Annotated in this window: 23 protein-coding genes and 1 tRNA gene; 12 read left to right on the plus strand and 12 right to left on the minus strand. The window is 66.0% G+C overall.

Annotated features, from left to right (window positions below; translation table 11 throughout):
- Position 1 precedes the first annotated feature (1 nt).
- Both gmk and C1O66_RS20905 read right to left on the minus strand, forming a co-directional pair.
- Entirely contained in the window at positions 2-622 is a 621-nt protein-coding gene (gene gmk, locus C1O66_RS20900) for a guanylate kinase (protein WP_102769955.1), read from the minus strand.
- A gap of 84 nt (positions 623-706) precedes the next feature.
- The gene (locus C1O66_RS20905; RefSeq protein ID WP_102769956.1) at positions 707-1654 is read right to left on the minus strand and encodes a YicC/YloC family endoribonuclease; all 948 of its coding nucleotides are present in this window, start codon (positions 1652-1654) and stop codon (positions 707-709) included.
- A gap of 30 nt (positions 1655-1684) precedes the next feature.
- Here C1O66_RS20905 and C1O66_RS20910 point away from each other — a divergent pair, with 30 nt between their 5' ends.
- Genes C1O66_RS20910 through hemW form a run of 5 tightly spaced genes read left to right on the plus strand, consistent with a single transcriptional unit; the run spans position 1685 to position 6172 of the window.
- On the plus strand, positions 1685-2653 hold the full coding sequence (locus C1O66_RS20910) for a serine/threonine protein kinase (protein ID WP_102769957.1): 969 nt from the start codon (positions 1685-1687) through the stop codon (positions 2651-2653).
- A gap of 10 nt (positions 2654-2663) precedes the next feature.
- Complete coding sequence (locus C1O66_RS20915; RefSeq protein ID WP_102769958.1) at positions 2664-3608, plus strand: PP2C family protein-serine/threonine phosphatase; 945 nt, start codon at positions 2664-2666, stop codon at positions 3606-3608.
- Between the two features lie 11 nt (positions 3609-3619).
- Positions 3620-4357 carry a ribonuclease PH gene (gene rph, locus C1O66_RS20920; RefSeq protein WP_102769959.1) on the plus strand — a complete coding sequence of 246 codons (738 nt, stop codon included), beginning with the start codon at positions 3620-3622 and terminating at the stop codon, positions 4355-4357.
- Complete coding sequence (gene rdgB, locus C1O66_RS20925; RefSeq protein ID WP_102769960.1) at positions 4354-4968, plus strand: RdgB/HAM1 family non-canonical purine NTP pyrophosphatase; 615 nt, start codon at positions 4354-4356, stop codon at positions 4966-4968. Before rph ends, rdgB begins: the two co-directional genes overlap by 4 nt.
- 13 nt (positions 4969-4981) lie before the next feature.
- A complete protein-coding gene (gene hemW / locus C1O66_RS20930) occupies positions 4982-6172 on the plus strand; it encodes a radical SAM family heme chaperone HemW (RefSeq protein WP_165794754.1) in 1191 nt (396 codons plus the stop codon).
- Positions 6173-6207: 35 nt separating this feature from the next.
- Here hemW and C1O66_RS20935 read toward each other — a convergent pair whose 3' ends face one another.
- From C1O66_RS20935 to C1O66_RS20950, 4 genes are all read right to left on the minus strand, one after another.
- The gene (locus C1O66_RS20935; protein ID WP_165794722.1) at positions 6208-7935 is read right to left on the minus strand and encodes an EAL domain-containing protein; all 1728 of its coding nucleotides are present in this window, start codon (positions 7933-7935) and stop codon (positions 6208-6210) included.
- Positions 7936-8158: 223 nt separating this feature from the next.
- Positions 8159-9277 (minus strand): protein-glutamate methylesterase/protein-glutamine glutaminase, encoded by a 1119-nt coding sequence (locus C1O66_RS20940; protein ID WP_102769963.1) that lies wholly within the window; start codon positions 9275-9277, stop codon positions 8159-8161.
- Between the two features lie 27 nt (positions 9278-9304).
- Positions 9305-9937: a chemoreceptor glutamine deamidase CheD gene (gene cheD, locus C1O66_RS20945; protein WP_223696846.1), complete on the minus strand. Its 633-nt coding sequence runs from the start codon at positions 9935-9937 to the stop codon at positions 9305-9307.
- Positions 9938-10032: 95 nt separating this feature from the next.
- Positions 10033-10884 (minus strand): CheR family methyltransferase, encoded by an 852-nt coding sequence (locus tag C1O66_RS20950; RefSeq protein ID WP_102769965.1) that lies wholly within the window; start codon positions 10882-10884, stop codon positions 10033-10035.
- Between the two features lie 193 nt (positions 10885-11077).
- On the opposite strand from C1O66_RS20950, the gene C1O66_RS20955 reads away from it, so the two are divergent.
- The 3 genes from C1O66_RS20955 to C1O66_RS20965 are packed head-to-tail and all read left to right on the plus strand — an operon-like array spanning position 11078 to position 13079.
- Positions 11078-11803: a GGDEF domain-containing protein gene (locus C1O66_RS20955; RefSeq protein WP_243392908.1), complete on the plus strand. Its 726-nt coding sequence runs from the start codon at positions 11078-11080 to the stop codon at positions 11801-11803.
- On the plus strand, positions 11800-12639 hold the full coding sequence (locus C1O66_RS20960) for a MinD/ParA family protein (protein WP_102769966.1): 840 nt from the start codon (positions 11800-11802) through the stop codon (positions 12637-12639). The genes C1O66_RS20955 and C1O66_RS20960 overlap by 4 nt, the downstream gene beginning before the upstream one ends.
- Complete coding sequence (locus C1O66_RS20965; protein ID WP_102769967.1) at positions 12636-13079, plus strand: group II truncated hemoglobin; 444 nt, start codon at positions 12636-12638, stop codon at positions 13077-13079. Before C1O66_RS20960 ends, C1O66_RS20965 begins: the two co-directional genes overlap by 4 nt.
- A gap of 141 nt (positions 13080-13220) precedes the next feature.
- Here the strand turns inward: C1O66_RS20965 and C1O66_RS20970 are convergent, their stop codons facing one another.
- Together C1O66_RS20970 and radC are read right to left on the minus strand one after the other, a co-directional pair.
- Positions 13221-13898, minus strand: coding sequence for a Smr/MutS family protein (locus tag C1O66_RS20970; RefSeq protein WP_102769968.1), 678 nt, complete (start codon positions 13896-13898; stop codon positions 13221-13223).
- Between the two features lie 25 nt (positions 13899-13923).
- The gene (gene radC / locus C1O66_RS20975; RefSeq protein WP_102769969.1) at positions 13924-14598 is read right to left on the minus strand and encodes a RadC family protein; all 675 of its coding nucleotides are present in this window, start codon (positions 14596-14598) and stop codon (positions 13924-13926) included.
- A 128-nt stretch (positions 14599-14726) separates the two neighbouring features.
- On the opposite strand from radC, the gene C1O66_RS20980 reads away from it, so the two are divergent.
- The 4 genes from C1O66_RS20980 (at position 14727) to C1O66_RS20995 (ending at position 17702) form a co-directional block, all read left to right on the plus strand.
- Positions 14727-15170 carry an FKBP-type peptidyl-prolyl cis-trans isomerase gene (locus C1O66_RS20980; RefSeq protein WP_102769970.1) on the plus strand — a complete coding sequence of 148 codons (444 nt, stop codon included), beginning with the start codon at positions 14727-14729 and terminating at the stop codon, positions 15168-15170.
- A gap of 1 nt (position 15171) precedes the next feature.
- Entirely contained in the window at positions 15172-16149 is a 978-nt protein-coding gene (gene ispH / locus C1O66_RS20985; protein WP_102769971.1) for a 4-hydroxy-3-methylbut-2-enyl diphosphate reductase, read from the plus strand.
- An 88-nt stretch (positions 16150-16237) separates the two neighbouring features.
- The gene (serS, locus tag C1O66_RS20990; RefSeq protein ID WP_102769972.1) at positions 16238-17533 is read left to right on the plus strand and encodes a serine--tRNA ligase; all 1296 of its coding nucleotides are present in this window, start codon (positions 16238-16240) and stop codon (positions 17531-17533) included.
- Positions 17534-17614: 81 nt separating this feature from the next.
- Positions 17615-17702: transfer RNA gene (locus C1O66_RS20995), tRNA-Ser, on the plus strand.
- A gap of 864 nt (positions 17703-18566) precedes the next feature.
- Here the strand turns inward: C1O66_RS20995 and C1O66_RS21000 are convergent.
- From C1O66_RS21000 to cysT, 4 genes are read right to left on the minus strand one after another with little or no spacing between them, the layout of a single operon-like run.
- The gene (locus C1O66_RS21000; RefSeq protein ID WP_102769973.1) at positions 18567-19520 is read right to left on the minus strand and encodes a CysB family HTH-type transcriptional regulator; all 954 of its coding nucleotides are present in this window, start codon (positions 19518-19520) and stop codon (positions 18567-18569) included.
- Positions 19521-19523: 3 nt separating this feature from the next.
- Positions 19524-20621, minus strand: a complete 1098-nt coding sequence (locus C1O66_RS21005) for a sulfate/molybdate ABC transporter ATP-binding protein (protein WP_102769974.1) — start codon at positions 20619-20621, stop codon at positions 19524-19526.
- On the minus strand, positions 20618-21514 hold the full coding sequence (gene cysW / locus C1O66_RS21010) for a sulfate ABC transporter permease subunit CysW (RefSeq protein WP_102769975.1): 897 nt from the start codon (positions 21512-21514) through the stop codon (positions 20618-20620). The genes C1O66_RS21005 and cysW overlap by 4 nt, the downstream gene beginning before the upstream one ends.
- Positions 21514-22419: a sulfate ABC transporter permease subunit CysT gene (gene cysT, locus C1O66_RS21015; protein ID WP_102769976.1), complete on the minus strand. Its 906-nt coding sequence runs from the start codon at positions 22417-22419 to the stop codon at positions 21514-21516. Before cysT ends, cysW begins: the two co-directional genes overlap by 1 nt.
- Positions 22420-22457: the final 38 nt, after the last annotated feature.

Raw genomic sequence — 22457 nt, forward strand, 5'->3', positions numbered from 1 at the left:
TTCAGGGCAGATCGAGCGCTTTGAAAACGGCAGAGCGATTTCGGCGCTGAGCTGCGTATTTTAACCGCTGCGCGTGGACGATGGACTTCAGATCGAAAACGGCCGTGTCAAACACCGCGTTCACGACCACGAAATCGAAGTTCTGCGCCTGCGCCACCTCGACACGGGCATTGGCCATGCGCTTGGCAATGACCTCGGGCGCGGTGTCGCCGCGGCGGTTCAGGCGCTGCTGCAGCTCGTCCCAGCTCGGGGGCAGGATGAAGATCAGCACGGCGTAGGGAAACAGCTGCTTGATCTGCAGCGCGCCCTGGAAATCAATCTCGAGCACCACGTCGTCGCCATGCGCCATGCGCGCCTCGATGGCGGCCCGTGAGGTGCCGTAGAGGTTGCCATGCACCTCGGCCCATTCGAAGAAATCGCCACGCGCCGCCATGGCACGGAATTCTTCTTCGCTGGTGAACCAGTATTCGCGGCCGTGCTGTTCCTGGCCGCGCGGGGCGCGCGAGGTGTGGGAGATGGAGACGTCGAGCTTGGCGTCGAGCTCCAGCAAGGCCTTGACCAGGCTGGATTTGCCGGCGCCGCTGGGGGCGGCGACGACGAAGAGGTTGCCGGGGTATTCCATGGATCGGATGCGGTCGTGTGAGGTGGGGCAGCGGCGCTGCGGGGCTGTGGGGCCGTGGGGCCGTGGGGCAGAAGGAGGGCCGGCTTATTCGATGTTCTGCACCTGCTCGCGCAGTTGCTCGACGGCGACCTTCATCTCCACCGAGATATTGGTCAGCTCCAGGGCGGCCGCCTTGGAGCCTAGGGTGTTGGCCTCACGGTGCAGCTCCTGGATCAGGAAGTCCAGGCGCTTGCCGATTTCGCCCCCCTTTTTGAGCAGGCGGGCGATTTCTTCCAGGTGGGCGCGCAGGCGGGCCAGTTCTTCGGCCACATCGATGCGGATGGCGTAGGCGGCCGCTTCGTTGAGGGCGCGCTCGCGCAGGTTTTCCTCGGGGATGGTCTGGGCCGCGCCGGTGCTGGCCAGGGCCTCTTGCCAGCGCTCGAGGAAGCGCTGCTGCTGGCGCTGCACGATGGCCGGCAGCATGGGCTCGGCGGCATCGGCCAGCGTGCGCAGATGCTCAATGCGCTCCATCAGGATGGCGACCAGCTTTTCGCCTTCGCGTTCACGCGCTTCGAGCAGGCCGCTCACGCATTGGCGTGCGGCTTCGAGCGCGGCTTCGTCCAATTTTTCGGGGGCGGAGCCGCCGCCCTTGCACCAGATCAGGGCCTCGTGGACGGTCAAGGGCTGGGCCTTGGGCAGCCAGTTCTGCACCGTGCCCTCCAGGCGGGCCAGCTTGTTGAGCTGGTCGGACTGTGGCTGCGGCCAGTTGCCCTCGCTCTCGCGCTGGGTGTTGATGCGCAGCTCGACCTTGCCGCGCTTGAGCTTGGCCGTCAGCAGCTCGCGCAGGGCGGGTTCCAGGCCTCGCAAATCCTCGGGCATGCGAAAGCCCAGGTCCAGAAATCGGCCGTTGACCGAACGCAGCTCGACCGTCACGCTGGCGCCGCTGGGGCTGGCAGCTGCCGAGGATGTGGCATTGGGGGACCCGGTGTTTTCACTGGGTGCGGTGGGTTGCGAGCTGACGCTGGCATATCCCGTCATGCTGTAGACTGGCATCTAGCGTTCGGTGTGGAATAAAACTCGATTATGTCAAAGCCGAAACCGGCGCCCTTGCCTGCGGGAACGGTGGTTGGGGGCTACCAGATCATCAAGAGGTTGGCAGCAGGCGGATTCGGCGTGGTGTACCTGGCCGAAGACCCGGAACGCCACCTCGTCGCCCTCAAGGAATATCTGCCCTCCAGCCTGGCTGAACGCTCGCCCGGCGAGTTGACGCCGCGCGTCAAACCTGAGAAGCAGCCGCTTTACCGCCTGGGTCTCAAGAGCTTCTTCGAAGAAGGCCGATCGCTCGCGCAGATCTCGCACCCAAGCGTGGTGTCGGTGCTGAACTTCCTGCGCGAGAACGAAACCGTTTACATGGTGATGAACTATCTGCAGGGCGACACCCTGCAGGACTTCATCGTCACCGCGCGCGATATGAAGCGCGACAAGGTCTTCCGAGAATCCACCATCCGCAGTCTCTTCGACGAGATCCTGCGCGGCCTGCGCATCGTGCATCAGCACAAGATGCTGCATCTGGACATCAAGCCGGCCAATATCTTCATCACCAACGAAAACAAGGCGGTGCTGCTGGACTTCGGCGCCGCGCGCGAGGTGCTGAGCAAGGAAGGCAATTTCATCCGCCCCATGTACACGCCCGGTTTTGCCGCGCCCGAGATGTACCGGCGAGATGGTGCTTTAGGTCCATGGACCGACATCTACGCCATCGGCGCTTGCATCTACGCCTGCATGCAGGGCTATCCACCCAATGACGCGCCGCAGCGCCTCGAGAAAGATCGCCTGGCACTCAGCCTCTCGCGCCTGCGCAATGTCTATTCCGACAACCTGATCGAAGTGACCGAGTGGTGCATGTCCCTGGATCCGCTCTCGCGTCCGCAAAGCGTGTTTTCGCTGCAAAAAGAGCTGGCGCGCGAAACCGAGCGCCGCTACACCAAGCTCAGCTTCAGCGAGCGTCTCAAGCTGCAACTGGAGAACCTGAAGACCGGAGCCAAAGCGTGAGGGTTCCAGCGTGAGGTTCAACACCTTCCAGGTGAGCCGCCGCGGCCGGCGGGAGAAGAACGAAGACCGCATGGGTTATTGCTACACCCGCGAGGCCGGTTTGTTTGCTCTGGCCGACGGTTTGGGTGGGCACCCCGAGGGCGAGGTGGCCGCACAGATGGCGCTGCAGACCCTGGCCGCCTTGTTCCAGCGCGATGCCAAGCCGGCGCTAGAAGACCCGGCTGCCTTTTTGCAGGATGCGGTGTTGATTGCGCACCAGCAATTGATCCGTTATGCCGCCGAGAAGGGCATGAGCGACACGCCGCGCACCACCATCGTGGCCTGCGTGCTGCAGGGGCGCCGGGCCTTCTGGGCCCATTGCGGTGATTCGCGCCTCTACATGGTGCGTGCCGGCAAGCTGATCGCCCGCACGCGCGACCATTCCTATCTGGAGCTGCAGAACGCGCTCGGCCGGGTGCCCCAGGACGGCGAGACCTTCAACCGCAATGTGCTCCTGACCTGCCTGGGCAGCCCTGGCAAGCCCATGATCGACACCCATGGCCCCATGCTGCTGGAGGTGGGAGACCGCCTGCTGCTGTGCTCGGACGGGCTCTGGGGCACGGTGCCCGACGACTTCATCACCGAGCAGCTCTCGGCCAGCCCGGTGGCCGATGCGGTGCCGGATCTGGTGGAGCAGGCCCTGCGCAACGGTGGGCCGCGCTGCGACAATGTCACTGCGTTGGCGGTGGAGTGGGAAGGCGAGGCCGATGCCGACGAGGGCCACACCGAGGCCGGCATTTCCACCCGCAGCCTGTCCGATGACGGCTTTGCCACCACCATCCAGGCTGCCGCCCAAGACGGGCGCGGCGGTGCGGACGAGCTGGACGAAGCCGAGATCGAGCGCTCCGTGCGCGAGATCAACGAAGCCATACGCCGCGCCAACGAGCGCCAGACCGGCGTACTCAAGAAATCCTGAAGGACCCCATCATGACTGAAGCCAGCCAGACTCTGCGCGCCAGCGGCCGCGCAGCGGACGCACTCCGCCCGGTGCGGATCACCCGCCACTACACCCGCCATGCAGAGGGCTCGGTGCTGATCGAGTTCGGTGGCACCAAGGTGTTGTGCACCGCCTCGGTGGAAGAGAAAGTGCCGCCGCACAAGCGCGGCTCGGGCGAGGGCTGGGTGACGGCCGAGTACGGCATGCTGCCGCGCGCCACCCACACCCGCAGCGACCGTGAAGCGGCCAAGGGCAAGCAAAGCGGCCGCACGCAGGAGATCCAGCGCCTGATCGGCCGCTCGTTGCGCTGCGTCTTCGATCTCAAGCTGCTGGGCGAGCGCACCATCGCGCTGGACTGCGATGTGATCCAGGCCGATGGCGGCACTCGCACCGCGGCCATCACCGGCGCCTACGTGGCTGCGGCCGATGCGGTCAGCTGGCTGCTGGCTCAGGGCAAGATCAGCGCCAGCCCGATCCGCCAGGCGGTGGCGGCCATCTCGGTGGGCATCGTCGAGGGCACGCCCTTGCTGGACCTGGAATACACCGAAGACTCAGCCTGCGACACCGACATGAATGTGGTGATGACGGCCGACGGCGGCTTTGTCGAGCTGCAAGGCACGGCCGAGGGCGTGGCCTTCAGCCGCGTCGAGATGAATGCGCTGCTTGATCTGGCTGAGAAGGGCATTGGCGAGCTGCTGGCGGCGCAGAAAGCAGCCTTGTCGTCATGAAGATTGTTCTGGCCTCCAACAACGCCAAAAAGCTGCTCGAGCTGCAGGCCCTGTTCGAGCCCTTGGGGGTGGAGCTGGTCACGCAGGGCTCGCTCGGCATCCCCGAAGCCGAGGAGCCTTTTGGTACGTTTGCCGAGAACGCCCTGGCCAAGGCCCGCCACGCGGCCGAGGCCAGTGGCCTGCCTGCCCTGGCCGATGATTCCGGCCTGGCCGTGGAGGCCCTCGGGGGCGCGCCTGGCGTGCTGTCGGCGCGTTATGCCACGCTCTTCGGTCAGCCCAAGTCGGATGCCGACAACAACCGCGTGCTGCTGGAGCAACTGGCCGCCTTCCCGGCGCCCGAGCAGCGCGGCGCGCGCTTTGTCTGCGCCCTGGTGGCTGTGCGCAGCGCCGCTGACCCCGAGCCCTTGATTGCCATGGGGCGTTGGCAGGGTCAGATCTTGGCCGTCGCGCAGGGCGAGGCCGGCTTTGGCTATGACCCGCTGATGTTCATCCCGTCCCTGGGGCGCAGCGTGGCCGAGCTGAGCGCGGCCGAGAAGAATGTGCAGAGCCACCGGGCTTTGGCGGCCGTCCATCTGGCCGCGCAGCTGCGCGAGGTCTGGCATCTTGGCTGATGTCATTCGCCTGATGCGGCCGGGCACGCTGAGCCTGCCGGCGCTGCCGCCGCTGTCGCTCTACGTGCACCTGCCCTGGTGTCTGCGCAAGTGTCCATATTGCGATTTCAACAGCCATGAGTGGCGGGTGGACGGCGCCGCGCGCGAGCTGCCGGTGGACACCGCGCGCGCCTACCTGGCTGCGCTACGCGCCGATCTGGAAGCCTCGCTGCCGCTGATCTGGGGTCGGCCCGTGGTTAGCATCTTCATCGGCGGCGGCACGCCCAGCCTGTTTCCCCCGGAGCAAATCGCCGAGTTGATCTCGGACCTGCGCGCCCGCCTGCCGCTGGAGCCGGGCTGCGAGATCACGCTGGAGGCCAACCCGGGCACGTTTGAGCGCGACCGCTTCAAGGGCTTCCGAGAAGCCGGCGTCACGCGCCTGTCCATCGGCGTGCAGAGCTTTGACGATGCCAAGCTCAAAGCCCTGGGCCGGGTGCACAGCGGCGAGCAGGCGCGCGCTGCCATCGCCGAGGCCGCCCAGGCCTTCGACACCTTCAACATCGACCTGATGTACGCGCTGCCGGGCCAGAGCCTGGACGAGCTGGATCTGGAGCTGCGCACGGCCCTGGACTTTGCGCCGCCGCATCTGTCGGTTTACCACCTGACCATCGAGCCCAACACCCGCTTCGCCAGCGCACCGCCCGAAAACCTGCCCGACCCCGATCTGGCCAGCGAGATGCTGGACCTGATCACCGCCCGCACCGGCGCCGTGGGCATGGATCGTTATGAGGTGTCGGCCTACGCGCGCGCGGGGCACCGCTGCGCCCACAACCTGAACTACTGGCAGTTCGGCGATTACCTCGGCATCGGCGCTGGTGCGCACAGCAAAATTTCCTTTCCGCATCGCGTGCTACGCCAGGTGCGCTGGCGCGAACCGGCGGCTTATATGGCCAAGGCGGGCGAGGGCGCCGCGGTGTCGAACGAGAACGAGGTGGCGCGCAGCGAGCTGCCGTTCGAGTTCATGCTCAATGCCCTGCGTCTGCGCGAAGGCGTGGGCCTTCAGTCCTATCTGGAGCGCACCGGCCTGCCGCCCTCCAGCATCGCGCGGGCCATGGAGCAGGGGCGCCAGCGCGGCCTGCTGGAGGCCGATCTGGCGCGCATCGCGGCGACCGCCAAGGGCTTTGATTTCCTCAGCGACCTGCAGTCACTCTTCCTGGCTGACTGACTGACCGAGCATGGCCCGCACGGGGCCGCTGGCCTTCACAGCGCCATCACGTAAACGCTCAAGGCCTCGTGCTTGGCATGGCGCTTGGCCGTGGCCGCTGCGCTGGCCACCTCTTCGGCCCGGTGCAGGCTGCCGGGGCTGACCCGGACCGCGCCAATGCTGAGCGTGGTGCAGGGGTGGAAGCGCATATCGCCATGGCGGTCTTCGGCCATGATGCCGCCCGCTTGCAAGGCCGCGGCATCAAACAGATTGCGGGCCAGCTCATTGAAGCCCTGAACGATCTGCTCGCAGCGCTGCTCCCAGTCGGCGCTCTGGAACAGCATCACGAAATCATCGCCGCCGACATGGCCCAGGAAGTCGCGCTGGCTGTCGCAGTGGTTGCTGGCCACGCGCGCCACCAGGCGGATCATCTCGTCGCCGCGCCAGTAGCCGTACTCGTCGTTGAAGGGCTTGAAGTGGTTGAGGTCGGCGTAGGCGGCGACGAACTCGCGCCCGCTGGTCAGCAGACGGCCGATGTGCTGGCTGATCGGAATATTGCCGGGCAAGAAGGTCAGCGGGTTGGCGTGGCGCGCTGCTTCAATACGCGCCTCCGTCACCGAGCGCACCAGCTGCTCGCCGGTGCCCAGGCCGAGGTAGCGTCCCTCGCGCACGATGATGAAGCCCTCGCGCAGATAGCGCTGGTCGGCCGAGGTCAGCACGGTGGTCAAGGCCTCGATGCCGGTGTCGGCGTTGACGATCAGCGGCGTCGGGTTGGCGAACAGGGTGCAGGCATGGCGGCCGTACAGGTCCATGAAGAAGGGCTTGGCCCAGCGGTTGATGAACTGCGCCCGGTCGACCAGGGCCACCGGCTCTTGCCGGCTGTTGAGCACGGCGATGGCGTGCAGCTCCTCGTGTTCGTTGAAGACACGGAACAGCTGCTCGTGCGTGGTGTCCTCGTGCACGGTCACGGCTTCCATCATCAGACGCTCGGCGGTGACGCCGTTGCTGGAGGCGCGGCGCAACTCGGGCAGCACGGCGATTTCGCTGCTGGCCAGCACCTCGCGCGCGCCGGCCAGGGGCTCGCGCGCGCCGTCGGGTGTGGGGCGGCCGATCAGCCAGCCTTGGCCAAAGGCCACGCCGAGATCCCGCAGCACGCGCAGTTCCTCGGCGTTTTCGATGCCTTCGGCCACCAGCTGGGCGCCAAAGGTTTCCGCCAGCTGCAGCAGGGCGCGGAAGGTCTGCAGCTTCTCGGCATGGGCCGGCAGGTCGTGGGTGAAGTATTTGTCGATCTTGACCACATCCGGCTGGATCTCGGACCACAGGCGCAGTGAGGAGCGGCCGTCGCCAAAGTCGTCCAGCGCAATGCCCACGCCCTTGCGGCGCAGCACGCCGATGGCGCGGCGCAGGCCCTCGATATCAGCCACGCGCTCATGCTCGGTCAGCTCGATCATCAGCTGGCTGGCGCAGATGCCCAGGTCTTCGCAGATGAACAGCCGGTCCTGCTCCAGGCCCTGGGCCACGGCGCTGGCCAGCGCCGTGGCGCTCATGTTCAGCAGCAGGCGGCCGGGCAGCTTGAGCCGGCTCCACTCGGCCATGGCCAGCAGGGCGCAGTGCACCTCCAGCTCGGTGTTCAGGCCTTCGCGCCGACCGGCGGCGAACAACATATCGGGGTACTCGAGCGGGCTGCCGATCGGGCCACGCACCAGGGCTTCATGGCCGTAGACCAGGCCGCAGTCCAGCTGCACGATGGGCTGGAAGACCGTGCGCAGCTGGCGGCGGTCCATCAGGCGGCGAACCGTCAGTGGCGGAGCTTCATCACCCGGTCTGGAGCCTGTGGCGATCGGGGATGCGGGGGAGGAGGAGAGTGCGGCGCTGCTCATAGCGCCATGGTGCCCAGCGCCGATGACAGGGCCAAGAAAAGCAGGCTCCGTCAGCACAAAGGCCGCATCAGCGTGAGCTATTGCTCGGCTGTGCGGCCTCGGGGTGGGCGTGTTCTGGCGAGGGTGCTTACACGCGATTGAGTGACATGCCCGAGGTGCTGCGCAGTCGCTCGATCAGGCGCGGTGCGATCTGGTTCAGCGGCAGCACTTCGTCGGCGGCGCCGGCATTGATGGCCTCGCGCGGCATGCCGAAGACCACGCAGGTGGCCTCGTCCTGCACGAAGTTGTAGGCGCCGGCGTCCTTCATCACCTTCATGGCCTTGGCGCCATCGGCGCCCATGCCGGTCAGCATGATGCCCAGAGCGTTCGGGCCCACGACGCGCGCGGCCGAGTGAAACAGCACCTCGACCGAGGGCTTGTGGCGGTTCACCGGCTCACCGTCCTGCACGCGGGCGATGTAGTTGGCGCCCGAGCGCTCGACGCTCAGATGCAGGCCGCCCGGGGCGATATAGCCATGGCCCGGCAAGATGCGCTCGCCATCGCTGGCTTCCTTGATGCGGATGCGGCACAGGCCGTCCAGGCGCGCGGCGTAGCTCTTGGTGAAGCCGGGCGGCATGTGCTGGGTGATGACCACGGCCGGGCAGTCGGCCGGCAGATTGACCAGCACATCCTTGGTCGCCTCGGTGCCGCCGGTAGAGGCGCCGATGAAGATGATTTTCTCGGTCGACAGCCGACCCAGGCTGGCCATGGTGACCGGCTTGGCCGGCGCTGCGGGTGGGTGGCCTGCGTGGGCGGCCGCGCCCGTTGCGCCCGAGGCGGGCAGGGCAGCGTGGCTGCGACGGATGTGGGCCTTGGCGGCGATGCGGATCTTGTCGGTGATGTCATCGGCCAGCAGGCGGATGCCATCGGCCACGCCGATCTTGGGCTTGGCGACGAAATCGACAGCGCCCAGTTCCAGCGCCTTGAGCGTGACTTCAGCGCCGCGCTCGGTCAGGGTGGACACCATCACCACCGGCATGGGGCGCAGGCGCATCAGGCGGGACAGGAAATCCAGGCCGTCCATGCGGGGCATTTCAATGTCTAAGGTGATCACGTCCGGGTTTAATGAGCGGATCATTTCGCGGGCGAGCAGCGGGTCGGCGGCAGCGCCGATGCAGACCATATCGGGCTGGCGGTTGATGATCTCGCTCAGGATGCTGCGCACCAGAGCCGAGTCGTCGACCACCACCACAGTTGTCTTGGCCATGTCTTACTTCTCCTCTTGGGGGCGGGCTCAGAACAGATCGACAGAACCGCCGCTGGCCACCACGGGCTGGGCTTTTTGGGCTGCAGAACGGTCTTGTTGCACCAGGGCGTCGGTGTTGGTGGGGGCGAGGCGCTTGACCATGGCCTTGCCACTGAAGGGCAGGAAGCAAACCTTGCGGGGATAGATGTCCATCACGTCCTTGGAGACGATGGGGATGCGCTCGAGCTTGAGGAAGTCGATCACGAAGTTGGTATTGCGTTCGCCGACATTGATGGTGTTCATGCCGGCAATCACGGCGCCACCGCCGAAGATCTTGGCTTCCATGCGGCCTTTGGAGGCGCCGCGCTTCATCATCTCGTTGATCAAGAGTTCCATGGCGTAGGAACCGTAGCGGCCGGAGTCGCCGCTGCCTTCGGGCAGCATGAAATGGTTCATGCCGCCGATCTGGGCGTGGCGGTCCCAGAGGCAGGCGGCGATGCAGGAGCCCAGGGTCGTCATGACCAGCAGGTCCTCGTTGTCCACGAAGTACTCGCCGGGCAGGATCTTGACCGCCGCATTCTTGAAATGGGCGTCGTAGAAGAAGAACGATGCTTCACCAGGCTTGCGCGGCATGGCCTTGAGTTGCGCAACGCGGGCCGCTCCCGCGCCGCTGGTGAACATCGAGCCGGTGCCTGCACCGGAAGTGGGCGGGGGGGTGCTCATGTTTTTTTATCGGTCGCTGGACTGTGAACTTGAGGATTGCGTCGGAGCGGGGCTCAGACGCGCTCGTAAATCGTCTTTCCGCGCAGGCGGAACAGATCGCGCGAGTCGGTGAAGTTCTCCGAATGGCCGACGAAGAGCAGACCATGCGGGCGCATCACACGGTGGATGCGCTCCAGCACCTTGCGCTGGGTCGGCGGGTCGAAATAGATCATCACATTGCGGCAGAACACGATGTGGAAGGGCTCGCCCAGCGACCACTGCGTGTCCATCAGATTGAGCGACTTGAAATCGATCCAGCGCTGCAGCTCGGGCTTGACGCGGATGCGCCCTGAGTTGCCGCCGGTGCCGCGCATGAAGAAGTTCTTCAGCCGGGTTTGGTCCAGGCCTCGGGCATCGGCGTTGTAGACACCGCGGCGGGCCGTGTTCAGCACATTGGTGTCGATGTCGCTGGCGGTGATCTGCACCTGGGCACTGCTGCCCAGCGCTTCGCTGCAGGTGATGGCGATGGAGTAGGGCTCCTCGCCCGTGGAGGCTGCGCAACACCAGATGCGCACCGGCTTGCCAGCCAGCGGCTTCAGGTCGTCGGTCAGGGCGTGGAAATGGTGCTCTTCGCGGAAGAAGGAGGTCAGGTTGGTGGTCAGGCAGTTGACGAACTCCTGCCATTCCTGTGTGCCCTCTACCCCGGTGGCGTGTTCCAGCCACTGCAGGTAGGCGGCGAAAGACTTGTGGCCGGTCTCTCGCAGGCGGCGGGAGAGGCGGCTGTAGACCATGGCGTGCTTGCCATCGTGCAGGCTGATGCCTGCGTGCTTGTAGATCAGTTCCCGAACCCGGTCGAAATCCGCCCGGCTGAAGCTGAATTCATGGTCGATGGCTTCGGCGCCTGGTGCACTTGGAACAGCTGGCATAAGGTGAGCTCGGTTATGTCCCGGCTGCTGGCGCAGTCCAGGCTTTGATTTTGCGTCGTCTTGCAGTCTGGCGGTTCAAGCCTGTCCAGCATAGGCCAAACAAAGCCGCCAACAGGGGCCAGATCGCCAATTGAGCACGAAAACCCACTGCTAGACTGGCTGCGCACTTGCTCCTCCCCCCCTGCACACCATCTTGGATTCCTCAAGCCCCACACCCGCTTTGCTGGATGCCCGACGCCTGCGGCTGGACCTGGCCCTGCAGTTGCTGCAGCAGGCGGGCGCCTTGCTGCCCGAGGCCGAGCCTTACAGCGAGGCTTGGCTGCAAGGCATCATGGACGCGCTGTGCGACCTGTCCAGCAAGGACGCCTTGACCGGACTGGTCAACCGCCGCAGCTTCGAGATGGCGCTGGCCCGCGAAGTGGACCGCGTGGCGCGTTCGGGGGAACCGGCCTTGCTGCTGGTGCTGGACATCGACCATTTCAAGGCGGTCAACGACACCTACGGCCATGCGGCCGGTGACCTGGTGATCCAGGCTGTGGCCGGGGCGCTGAACCAGGTGGTTCGCCCCATGGACACCGTCGCCCGCGTGGGCGGCGAAGAATTTGCCATCGTGCTGCCCAAGTGCGCAGCCGGTTTTGGCGCCACCGTGGCCGAGCGCCTGCGCGAGCGGGTGGCCGAGCTGCGGATCGAGATTGCGTCCGGTCAGACGCTGGCGGTGACGGTCAGCCTGGGTGGTGCCTTTGCGCCGCAGTGGGTGCGTTCCTCGTCCCTGCTCTGGATGGAGCGGGCCGACCGTCAGCTCTACCGCGCCAAGGCCGAGGGCCGCAACCGGGCCTGCCTGGAGAACCAGGTCGATTCCCTGGTGAGCGCCGAGGAAAAAGGCATGTTGTTTGCAGTAACGCAACAGGAAAGTGAATGAGTACGACACCTGATCCTGCTGCATCGTCGCCGGCGTCCCCGCTGGGGGCCGCCCGTCCGGCGCCCAAGACGGGCAGCCGTGCCGGCGCCCGCACCTTGGCCGTCACCAGCGGCAAGGGCGGCGTGGGCAAGACTTTTGTGACGGCCAATCTGGCCGCCGCTCTGGCGCTGCGCGGCCAGCGTGTGCTGGTGCTGGATGCCGACCTGGGCCTGGCCAATCTCGATGTGGTGCTGAACCTGCACCCCAAGCTGACCCTGCACGATGTCTTCACCGAAAAGGCCACGCTGGACCAGGCCATCCTGCCGGCGCCCGGCGGCTTCTCGGTGCTGCTGGCGGGTTCGGGCATGGTGGAGTACTCGCGCCTGACGCCCGAGGTGCGCGACAAGCTGCTGCACATCGTCGAGATGGTGCGGCCACGTTTTGACTGGATCTTGTTCGACACCGGCGCCGGCATCTCCGATGTGGTGCTGTTCTCCATCTCCATGGCTGCCGATGTCCTGGTGGTGGCCACGCCCGAACCGACCTCGCTGACCGATGCCTACGCCACCATCAAGGTACTGGCCACCCAGCAAGACCGCCGCGAGGTGGGCCTGCTGGTTAACCAGGCCAACCGTGTGGGCGAAGGCAAGCTGATCTGCGGCCAGCTGCAGCAGGTGCTGCAGCGCTTTGTCGGCGCCCGCCCGGGCCAGAGCTTCAAGCTGGAGCTGCTGGGCGAGGTCAAGAACGATCTGACCGTGCGCCAGGCCGTGCTCAAGCGCCAGCTGGTGCTGGAACATTACCCCGGCAGCGATGCAGCCCAGGCCATCAAGGCTTTGGCCAATAAACTGCTGGGATGAGCAGTTCAGACACTTCTTCCGATTCTTCCCCTTCAACATCGTCCTCGTCCTCGCCCGAGGCCTCGCCCGCCACCGCCTTTGAGTGGGTGGGCGGCGAGGCGCGGGTGCGCGCCCTGGTCGATCGTTTCTACGATTTGATGGAGCTGGAACCCGCCTTCACCGAGTTGCGCTCGGCCCACGGCCCCAGCCTCGACAGCGCCCGCGACAAGCTGTTCTGGTTCCTCTGCGGCTGGCTGGGCGGCCCCAACCACTACATCGAACGCTTCGGCCACCCGCGTCTGCGCGCCCGCCACCTGCCCTTCAAGATCGGCATCGCCGAGCGCGACCAATGGGTCGCCTGCATGGGCATGGCCATGCAGGATGTGGCGCTGGACCCGGCGCTGCAGGAGCGCTTGCTGGAGAGCTTCATGGGGACGGCGGATTGGATGAGGAACAGTTAGCCCCTCGCCCGCGGGTACGCGGGCGGTCCCCCGGGGGGACTGGACTCAGCGGCCGGCGTGGGCCGGCGGCTGAGTCCTCAAGCCGGCCTTGGGGCGGCCCGGCGGTCGGCTTGAGTTGCAAGCACTGAGGTTGCTCCGAGGTTAAGTGCCGGCCAGCAGGACCATCAGGGCGCCGCTGCCGCCATCGCTGGCGCGGGCCTGCACGAAGGCCAGGACCTGGTTTTTCTGCACCAGCCAGCGGCGCACCCGGGCTTTGAGCACGGGTTCGCGGCCCGGTGAGCCATTGCCCTTGCCGTGGACCACGCGCACGCAGCGCAGGCCGCGGCGGGCGCTTTCCTGGATGAAGTGGCCCAGGGCCTCGCGGGCCTGATCGCGGCGCAGGCCGTGCAGGTCGAGCTGGGCCTGCAGGCTCCAATGGCCGCGGCGAAGCTTGCGCACCACCTCCTGGCTGATCTCGGGGCGGCGGAAGGACAGGCTCTCGTCGGTTTCCAGCAAGGTGTCGACATCGAAGTCGTCCGACAAGGCTTGCAGCAGCACCTGGCGCTCGTCGGCCTCCCGCTGCAAGGGCTCAGGAGCGGGGCGCTGGCGCTGGTGCAGCACTCGGGCCTGCTGGGCAGCCAGCCGTGTCACCGGGCCGACGCTGAGCTCGAAGATGCGCCGCTCCTGCTCGGCCAGGCGCGCGGCCGCCGCTTCGCGCTCGCGCCGCTCTTCCTCGGCGCGGCGCGCCAGGGCCAGCTCGCGCTGCAGCAGCTTGAGGTCTTGCAGGCTGTGGAGGGCGGCGGAGGGGCGCGAGCGTGGCGGGGAGGGCGGGGACGTCATAGCGGGGACTTCATGGCGGGCGCCATCATATTTGCCCGCGCTCCGCCATCGAGATCACCTCGCCCATGCCCACCACGAAATGGTCAAGTACCCGGATGTCGACCAGGTTCAGGGCCGACTGCAAAGCCTGGGTCAGCAACTCGTCGGCGCGCGAGGGTTCGGCCACACCGGAGGGGTGGTTGTGGGCCAGGATCACGGCGGCCGCACCCAGGGCCAGGCCGCGCTTGACCACCTCGCGCGGGTAGACGCTGGTTTGCGTCAGCGTGCCGCGGAACATCTCTTCCAGTGCAATCAGGCGGTGCTGGGCGTCGAGGAAGAGCACGGCAAAAACCTCATGGCCCAGCCCGCCGAGCTGCAGGCTGAGGTAGCGCCGCACGGCCTCGGGTGCGTCGAACACCGGCCGCTGCGCCAGCTCGCTGCGCAGCGAGCGCCGCGCGATTTCGAGCACGGCCGCGATCTCGGCCTGCTTGGCCGGGCCGAGGCCTTTGACACCTTTCAGATCGGCCACCCGGGCGTGGAGCAGGCCGTGCCAGCCCCCGAACTGATCAAGCAACTGCTGCGCCAGTTGCAAGACCGGTGTGCCCTGGATGCCGGTGCGCAGCAGCAGGGCCAGCAGTTCCGCATCGGCCAAGGCCTCCGGGCCGCGCGCCAGCAGCTTTTCTCGCGGGCGGGCTTCGGGCGGCAGGTCGTGCAGCGGCATGGGCTTCTCCGCAGGGCAGCAGGCAGTGGTGCAGGGCCGCAGGGGGCCGGGCAGGGCTTTCTGTCGTCGGTGGCCGGGAGAGGTGGGCTCAGGCCCTAAAATCCGGGCAACTTAGACCTTGCGCTCCCATGAATCTTATCCAAGCCGGTTCTTTCCTGACGCTGCACTACCGCCTCTCCGGGCCAGACGGCACGGACGTCATCAACACCTTCGATGACAAGCCGGCCACCCTGTCCCTGGGCACGGGCGAGCTGTCGCCCGCCATCGAGGCGCGCCTGATCGGCCTGGCCGAAGGCACACGCACCCAGTTCGAGCTGGCGGCCGGTGAGGCCTTTGGCGAGCGCAACGCCGAGATGATGCAACGCGTGAAGCTCAGCCTCTTGCGCCAGCTGGGCGATCCGGACGAGGAGTACCACGTCGGCGATGTGGTGCAGTTCCCCACGCCCGACGGCCAGGCCAGCTACGCCGGCCTGATCCGCGAGATCGGCGAAGACAGCGCCTTGTTCGATTTCAACCATCCGCTGGCCGGTCAGCCGGTGAGCTTTGAAGTGCAAGTGATCGGGGTGCTCTGAGATGCCGAATTCCATCCAGCCCCAGGAAGTGTTGCTGGCCGAGCCGCGCGGCTTTTGCGCCGGCGTGGACCGGGCGATCGAGATCGTCGAGCGCGCGCTGCTCAAGTTTGGCGCGCCCATTTATGTGCGCCATGAGATCGTGCACAACACCTATGTGGTCAACGATCTGAAGGCGCGTGGCGCCATCTTCATCGAGGATCTGGCCGAGGTGCCGCCGGGCGCCACGCTGGTGTTCAGCGCCCACGGCGTGAGCCAGGCGGTGCGCCAGGAGGCGGCACAGCGCGGTTTCCAGGTCTTCGATGCGACCTGCCCGCTGGTGACCAAGGTCCATGTCGAAGTGGCCAAGCTGCACCGCGAAGGTTATGAATTCATCATGATCGGCCACAAGGGACACCCCGAGGTCGAGGGCACCATGGGCCAGCTCAGCGAAGGCATCTACCTGGTCGAAGAGGCCAGCGATGTACCGCATGTGCGAGTCAAGGATCCGTCCAAACTGGCGGTGGTCACGCAGACCACGCTGAGCGTCGACGATGCCGCCGAGATCCTGGCCGCCGTGAAGACGCATTTCCCTCAGGTGCGCGAGCCCAAGAAGCAGGACATCTGCTACGCCACGCAAAACCGCCAGGACGCCGTCAAGGTGCTGGCGCCGCAGGTGGATGTGGTCATCGTCGTGGGCAGCCCGACCAGCTCCAACAGCAACCGCCTGCGTGAGCTGGCCGAGCGCCTGGGCACGCCGGGTTTTATGGTCGATGCGGCCGAGGACCTGCAGCCCGAGTGGCTTGATGGCCGCGCCCGGGTCGGCCTGACCGCCGGCGCCTCGGCCCCCGATGTGCTGGTGCAGGCCGTCATCAACCGTCTGCGCGAACTCGGCGCCACCACGGTGCGCAGCCTGCCGGGCGTGGAGGAGCATGTGCGCTTTCCTCTGCCCATGGGTCTGGGCGACAAGTCCATGGCCGAGGTGAGCAGCTCTCGATCCTGAAGCCGGCGCTCAGGCCTGCCGGCGGCGCCTGCTCTTGGCGCCGTTTTGCTTTCATAGAATCGACCGAATTCCAAGGACACCTCTTCAAATGCTAGACATCAATCTGTTGCGCAAGGACCTGGCCGCCGTGGTGGCCCGTCTGAACACCCGTAAGAACCCCCAAGCCTTCCTGGACGAAGCCCGTTACGCCGCGCTCGAGACCGAGCGCAAGGGCGTGCAGATGCGCACCGAGGAGCTGCAAAGCCGACGTAACAGCCTGTCCAAGCAGATCGGTATGCTGAAGGGCAAGGGCGAAGATGCCTCGGCCGTGATGGCCGAAGTGGGCGGCATCGGCGATGAGCTCAAGGCCGCGGCCGAACGCCTGGAAGCGATCCAGGCCGAGCTCAGCACCATGCTGATGAGCGTGCCCAATTTGCCCGACGAGAGCGTGCCTGTGGGCAGCGACGAAAGCGGCAATGTGGAAGTGCGCCGCTGGGGCACGCCGCGCAGCTTCGATTTCGAGGTGCGTGACCATGTGGACCTGGGTGCACCCTTGGGCCTGGACTTTGAAACCGGCGCCAAGCTCAGCGGCTCGCGCTTCTCTTTCCTGAAGGGCCCTGCGGCTCGCCTGCACCGTGCACTGGCCCAGTTCATGCTGGATGTGCAGACCGAGGAGCATGGCTACACCGAGTGCTACACGCCCTATATCGTCAACCGCGAGGTGCTGGAAGGCACGGGCCAGCTGCCCAAGTTCAAGGAAGACATGTTCTGGGTGCTGCGCGGTGGTGATGACCAGGCGCAAGAGCAGTACCTGATTTCCACCTCGGAAATCTCGCTGACCAACACCGTGCGCGAGCAGGTGCTGGACGCTTCGGCCCTGCCGATCAAGCTGACCGCCCACAGCCCTTGCTTCCGCTCGGAAGCCGGCAGTGCCGGCCGTGACACCCGCGGCCTGATCCGTCAGCATCAGTTCGACAAGGTCGAGATGGTGCGCATCGAGCATCCCGAGCGCAGCATGGCCGCGCTGGAAGAGATGACGCTGCACGCCGAGGCCATTCTGCAGAAGCTGGGCCTGCCTTACCGCACGGTGCTGCTGTGCACCGGCGATATGGGCTTCGGTGCAGCCAAGACCTATGACCTGGAAGTCTGGGTGCCAGCGCAGAACACTTACCGCGAGATCAGCTCCTGCTCGAATATGGGTGCCTTCCAGGCCCGCCGCATGCAAGCGCGTTTCAAGAACGAGCAGGGCAAGAACGACCTGGTCCACACCCTGAACGGCTCCGGCCTGGCGGTAGGCCGCACCCTGGTCGCGGTTCTGGAGAACTACCAGAACGCCGACGGCAGCATCACCGTGCCCGAAGCCCTGCGCCCCTACCTGCGCGGCGCAGAAATTTTGCGGGCCTGAGCGAAAAGTGCTGGCAAACTGAAAAAACCTCGCTATACTAGCGGGCTTACTCGCAGCAACCAACGCGAGCACCAGATTACCGGAGAGGTGGCAGAGTGGTTGAATGTACCTGACTCGAAATCAGGCGGACGGAAACGTCTCGGGGGTTCGAATCCCCCCCTCTCCTCCAAATAGCTTGCTCGGCAAGCACTGCAAAACGGGCCCTTGAGGCCCGTTTTGCTTGTGTGCTTACGAATCGTTGTTCCCAAGCCCTGGGGTTCGTGGGAACAAGAAAAGCTGGTGCAGTGCGATGCTTCAGTCCGGCAAGCCCATCAGCAAGTCACCACCGGCATACAGCCAGCTTTCCCAATCGCACGCTTCGTCATCCTGAAAGGGTGCAGGGGTAGCAGCACATACTGGCGAAAGAGGCTGAGAGCTGGCTTGCGGGCTTTGACGAAGGGCTTGCAGGCTGCGGCGACGTGCAGGGCGGGTAGCTTGAGCGGCAGGCTTGCGGTTCGCCGCGCGCAGCGAAGCCGGGGTGTCGAGACGCAAGACGTGGCTGTGAGGGCGGTGTGTGGACTGCATGGCTGAAGGGCTCCTGTCGATGGATGCAACTGTCCTCCGATGCAGATTGGCCAGATACCCCCGCCAAGGGGTGCCCTCCAATGGGGGGTGAGGGGTGGCTTGACTGCTGCTCCCGGTTTTGATTGTCGGAGCTGTGGGCGCGGGATGCGCAGGCGGCGTGAATCTCACCGGAAAGAGTGGGCACCTGAGCGGCCCTGCTCCGGTGAGCGGGCAAAAAAATGCCCCGGCAGGCATGAAAGCCTGCAGGGGCCGGTTCAATCGCCGAGGGCGGTAAACCAATCGATCGGGCATCCGATCGAGGAGACAAAACTGATTTGAGGGGCCGATTCAGCGCCTTTGGTGCGTCAGATCTGCCAGAAGGCACTCAAACTCGATGAATGCCACTATAAGACCAGTTTGGGTCCTTGGCTTCGAAGGATTCCGGCTTTCTATTGCCGTTTTTCGCAAGAATGAACGAAAGCCGGGGGGTTCAGAGTCCAGCCTGGCTGGCCGATTCATGGGCAGCGGCTTCGACGGCCTCGCGCGTCAGCGGTGCGGCAAAGGTCGACATGAAGGCGTAGACGTAGTCGCGCAGGTAAGCACCACGGCGCACGGCGAGGCGGGTCATGTTGTCGGCGAACAGGTGGCGGGCGTCGATGGCGACCAGGTGCTGGTCGCGTTCCTCGTCGTAAGCGATGGAGGCAACGATGCCCACGCCCAGGCCCAGTTCTACATAGGTCTTGATCACGTCGGCGTCCATGGCGGCCAGCACGATGTTGAGATCCAGGCCGGCCGTGCGGAAGGCATCGTCGATGTGCGAGCGGCCGGTGTAGCCGAGCTCGTAGGTGATGATGGGGAACTGGGACAGGCGCTCCAGGGTCAAGACCTGACCCTCGGCGGCTTCGCGGGCCAGTTCGTGGTCCGGCGGCACCACCACCGAGTGGGTCCAGCGGTAGCAGGGCAGGGCGATCAGCTCATCGAACTGGGCCAGGGCCTCGGTGGCAATGCCGACATCGGCCTCGCCATCGAGCAGCAGGCGTGCCACCTGCTGCGGCGAGCCCTGATGCAGGTGCAGGCTGACATCGGGGTGGGTGGCCCGGAAGTCGCGCACCACCGGCGGCAGGGCATAGCGCGCCTGGCTGTGGGTCGCCGCAATGCGCAGCGTGCCGGTGCCGGCGCGGGCGAAGTCATCGCCGGCGCGGCGCAGATTGTCGGCCTCGTGCAGCATGCGCTCGATGATGGGCAGCACTTGGCGGCCCGGCTCGGTCAGGCCGGTCAGGCGCTTGCCGGCGCGCATGAAGATCTCGATACCGAGCTCATCCTCCAGCTCGCGGATCTGCCGGCTCACGCCGGGCTGCGAGGTGTGCAGGGCATGGGCCACTTCGGTGAGGTTGAAGCCGCGGCGCTGGGCTTCGCGGATGGAGCGCAGTTGCTGGAAGTTCATGCCTCAGGCTGCCTTGGCGGTGCTGGCTGCACGCGGGGTTTCGGTGTTCTGGCCCGCTTCGAACAGGCTCAGGCGGCTGGCGGCCAGGTGCACACGCTGGCCGCTGTACAGGCTCAGGGCCTCGGCGCGTTCGCGGCTCAGCTCGGCCTCGAGGTGCTGGCCCTTGGGGCCGAGCAGCTCGACGCGGGCGCTGGCGCCAAAGCTCAGCACGCGCTCCACCGTGGCGGCCAGGCCTTGCGCATCGGCCGCGGTCAGGATCTGCAGCTCATGCGGGCGGGCATAGGCCTGCACCGGGCCGGTGGTGTTGAAGGTGGCGCCATGCTGCAGCTGGTGTTCGCCGATGTGGACCACGCCGTTCTCGGCATGGCCTTCGAAGCGGTTGACTGCGCCGAGGAAGCCGTAGACAAAGGGCGTGGCCGGCTTCTCGTAGACCTCTTGCGGCGTGCCGATCTGCTCGACGCGGCCATGGTCCATCAGCACCACGCGGTCGGCCACTTCCAGGGCTTCTTCCTGGTCGTGGGTGACGAAGACGCTGGTGATGTGCAGCTCGTCGTGCAGGCGGCGCAGCCAGCGGCGCAACTCCTTGCGCACCTTGGCGTCGAGGGCGCCGAAAGGCTCATCCAGCAGCAGCACGCGCGGCTCCACGGCCAGGGCGCGGGCCAGGGCGATGCGCTGGCGCTGGCCGCCGCTGAGTTGGGGCGGGAAGCGATCGGCCAGCCAGTCCAGCTGCACGAGATTGAGCAGCTCATGCACCTTCTTCTTGATGATGGACTCGCTGGGGCGCTCCTTGCGCGGCTTGACGCGCAGGCCGAAGGCCACGTTCTCGAACACCGTCATGTGGCGGAACAGGGCGTAGTGCTGGAACACAAAACCGACCTGGCGCTCGCGCACATGGGTGTCGGAGGCGTCTTCGCCGTCCAGCAAGACCTGACCCCGATCGGCCGTTTCCAGGCCGGCGATGATGCGCAGCAGCGTGGTCTTGCCGCAGCCCGAGGGGCCCAGCAGGGCCACCAGCTCGCCGGTGGGAAAGTCGAGGCTGACGTCGCCCAGGGCGGTGAAGGCGCCGAAGGACTTGTGGATGTTGCGGACTTGGATGCTCATGTCGATGCTTCCTTGAGGGATCGGTGGGCATTCCACTCGACGAATTGCTTGAGAACCAGAGTGACCAGGGCCAGCAGGGCCAGCAGGGAGGCCACAGCAAAGGCGGCTGCGAACTGGTACTCGTTGTAGAGAATTTCCACGTGCAGGGGCAGGGTGTTGGTGTAGCCGCGGATGTGGCCCGAGACCACCGAGACCGCGCCGAACTCACCCATGGCCCGCGCATTGCACAGGATCACGCCGTAGAGCAGGCCCCACTTCACATTGGGCAGGGTGACGCGCCAGAAGGTCTGCCAGCCCGAGGCGCCCAGCACCGTGGCCGCTTCTTCCTCATCGCGGCCTTGGGCCTGCATCAGCGGGATCAGCTCGCGTGCCACAAAGGGGAAGGTCACGAAGATGGTGGCCAGCACGATGCCGGGCACGGCAAAGATGATCTTCAAATCATGCGCTTGCAGCCAGGGGCCGAACCAGCCCTGGGCACCGAACAGCAGCACATAGACCAGGCCCGCCACCACCGGCGAGACCGAGAAGGGCAGGTCGATGAAGGTGATCAGGAGCTGCTTGCCACGGAAATCATGCTTGGCGATGGCCCAGGCTGCGCTGACGCCGAAGACCAGGTTCAGCGGCACTGAGATGGCAGCGGCGATCAGGGTCAGCTTGACTGCCGAGACCGCATCGGCCTCGACCAGGGAGGCAATGTAGACCTCCCAGCCCTTGCGCAGCGCCTCGTGGAAGACCGCCACCAGCGGCATGATCAGGAACAGGCCGAAGAAGGCCAGGCCCAGGGTCAGCAGGGTGATGCGCACCCAGGGCGCCTCGCGCGTGGCGGGGTTGCGCTCGTAGCGTCCGGCGTTGCCGCTTTGCGGTACGCCCAGGCTTGAAACGATGCCGGCCATTATTTGCGTCCTTCCAGACCGTTGCGGCGCGAGCTCCAGGCTTGCAGGCCATTGATCGCCAGCAGCAGCACGAAGCTGAACACCAGCATCACCGCAGCGATCGAGGTGGCGCCGACATAGTCGTACTGCTCCAGCTTGGAGATGATCATCAGCGGCGTGATTTCGCTGACCATGGGCAGGTTGCCAGCGATGAAGATCACCGAGCCGTATTCACCGACGGCGCGAGCGAAGGCCAGGGCAAAGCCGGTCAGCAGGGCCGGCGTCAGCGTCGGCAGCACCACCAGGCGGAAGGTCTGCCAGCGGTGCGCGCCCAGGGCGGCCGCGGCTTCCTCCAGCTCGGTTTCCATGTCTTCCAGCACCGGTTGCACCGTGCGCACGATGAAAGGCAGACCGATGAAGATCAGCGCCACCAGAATGCCCAGCGGCGTGAACGCCACCTTGATGCCCCAGGGGGCCAGCAGCGAACCCAGCCAGCCATTGCCTGCGTACAGCGCGGTCAGCGCAATGCCGGCCACGGCGGTGGGCAGGGCAAAGGGCAGATCGATCAAGGCATCGACCACCTTCTTGCCGAAGAACTCGTACCGCACCAGGCTCCAGGCCAGGATCAGGCCAAAGACCAGGTTGATGCTGGCCGCCAGCAGCGAGAGGCCAAAGCTCAGCTTGTAGGACGCCACCACCCGCGGCGAGCTGGCCGCGGCCCAGAAGGCCTCAAAGCCATGGCCGGCCGATTTGATGAACACCGCCGAAAGCGGGATCAACACGATCAGCGAGAGATAGAACAAGGTGAAGCCCAGGCTCGGGCCAAAGCCGGGCAGCACCCGGCGTTTGGCCCGGCGCGGGCCGGCATCCGCCGCTGGCAGCGCATGCGGCGCTGCGGCGGGCGAGGGGATCACATGGCTGGTCATGGCAAGGGGTCGGTGTGGAGCGCAGGCTGGAGGGTGGT

Origin of the sequence: Paucibacter aquatile (assembly GCF_002885975.1) — a bacterium.
GTDB classification, from domain to species: Bacteria; Pseudomonadota; Gammaproteobacteria; order Burkholderiales; family Burkholderiaceae_C; genus Paucibacter_A; species Paucibacter_A aquatilis.

What these genes read in the sequence shown, in the direction of transcription:
- gmk (WP_102769955.1), bottom strand. Translation starts at nt 622, where the DNA reads ATGGAATACCCCGGCAACCTCTTCGTCGTCGCCGCCCCCAGCGGCGCC.
- C1O66_RS20905 (WP_102769956.1), bottom strand. Translation starts at nt 1,654, where the DNA reads ATGCCAGTCTACAGCATGACGGGATATGCCAGCGTCAGCTCGCAACCC.
- C1O66_RS20910 (WP_102769957.1), top strand. Translation starts at nt 1,685, where the DNA reads ATGTCAAAGCCGAAACCGGCGCCCTTGCCTGCGGGAACGGTGGTTGGG.
- rph (WP_102769959.1), top strand. Translation starts at nt 3,620, where the DNA reads ATGACTGAAGCCAGCCAGACTCTGCGCGCCAGCGGCCGCGCAGCGGAC.
- rdgB (WP_102769960.1), top strand. Translation starts at nt 4,354, where the DNA reads ATGAAGATTGTTCTGGCCTCCAACAACGCCAAAAAGCTGCTCGAGCTG.
- hemW (WP_165794754.1), top strand. Translation starts at nt 4,982, where the DNA reads ATGCGGCCGGGCACGCTGAGCCTGCCGGCGCTGCCGCCGCTGTCGCTC.
- C1O66_RS20935 (WP_165794722.1), bottom strand. Translation starts at nt 7,935, where the DNA reads ATGGACCGCCGCCAGCTGCGCACGGTCTTCCAGCCCATCGTGCAGCTG.
- C1O66_RS20940 (WP_102769963.1), bottom strand. Translation starts at nt 9,277, where the DNA reads ATGGCCAAGACAACTGTGGTGGTGGTCGACGACTCGGCTCTGGTGCGC.
- cheD (WP_223696846.1), bottom strand. Translation starts at nt 9,937, where the DNA reads ATGTTCACCAGCGGCGCGGGAGCGGCCCGCGTTGCGCAACTCAAGGCC.
- C1O66_RS20950 (WP_102769965.1), bottom strand. Translation starts at nt 10,884, where the DNA reads ATGCCAGCTGTTCCAAGTGCACCAGGCGCCGAAGCCATCGACCATGAA.
- C1O66_RS20960 (WP_102769966.1), top strand. Translation starts at nt 11,800, where the DNA reads ATGAGTACGACACCTGATCCTGCTGCATCGTCGCCGGCGTCCCCGCTG.
- C1O66_RS20965 (WP_102769967.1), top strand. Translation starts at nt 12,636, where the DNA reads ATGAGCAGTTCAGACACTTCTTCCGATTCTTCCCCTTCAACATCGTCC.
- C1O66_RS20970 (WP_102769968.1), bottom strand. Translation starts at nt 13,898, where the DNA reads ATGACGTCCCCGCCCTCCCCGCCACGCTCGCGCCCCTCCGCCGCCCTC.
- radC (WP_102769969.1), bottom strand. Translation starts at nt 14,598, where the DNA reads ATGCCGCTGCACGACCTGCCGCCCGAAGCCCGCCCGCGAGAAAAGCTG.
- C1O66_RS20980 (WP_102769970.1), top strand. Translation starts at nt 14,727, where the DNA reads ATGAATCTTATCCAAGCCGGTTCTTTCCTGACGCTGCACTACCGCCTC.
- ispH (WP_102769971.1), top strand. Translation starts at nt 15,172, where the DNA reads ATGCCGAATTCCATCCAGCCCCAGGAAGTGTTGCTGGCCGAGCCGCGC.
- serS (WP_102769972.1), top strand. Translation starts at nt 16,238, where the DNA reads ATGCTAGACATCAATCTGTTGCGCAAGGACCTGGCCGCCGTGGTGGCC.
- C1O66_RS21000 (WP_102769973.1), bottom strand. Translation starts at nt 19,520, where the DNA reads ATGAACTTCCAGCAACTGCGCTCCATCCGCGAAGCCCAGCGCCGCGGC.
- C1O66_RS21005 (WP_102769974.1), bottom strand. Translation starts at nt 20,621, where the DNA reads ATGAGCATCCAAGTCCGCAACATCCACAAGTCCTTCGGCGCCTTCACC.
- cysW (WP_102769975.1), bottom strand. Translation starts at nt 21,514, where the DNA reads ATGGCCGGCATCGTTTCAAGCCTGGGCGTACCGCAAAGCGGCAACGCC.
- cysT (WP_102769976.1), bottom strand. Translation starts at nt 22,419, where the DNA reads ATGACCAGCCATGTGATCCCCTCGCCCGCCGCAGCGCCGCATGCGCTG.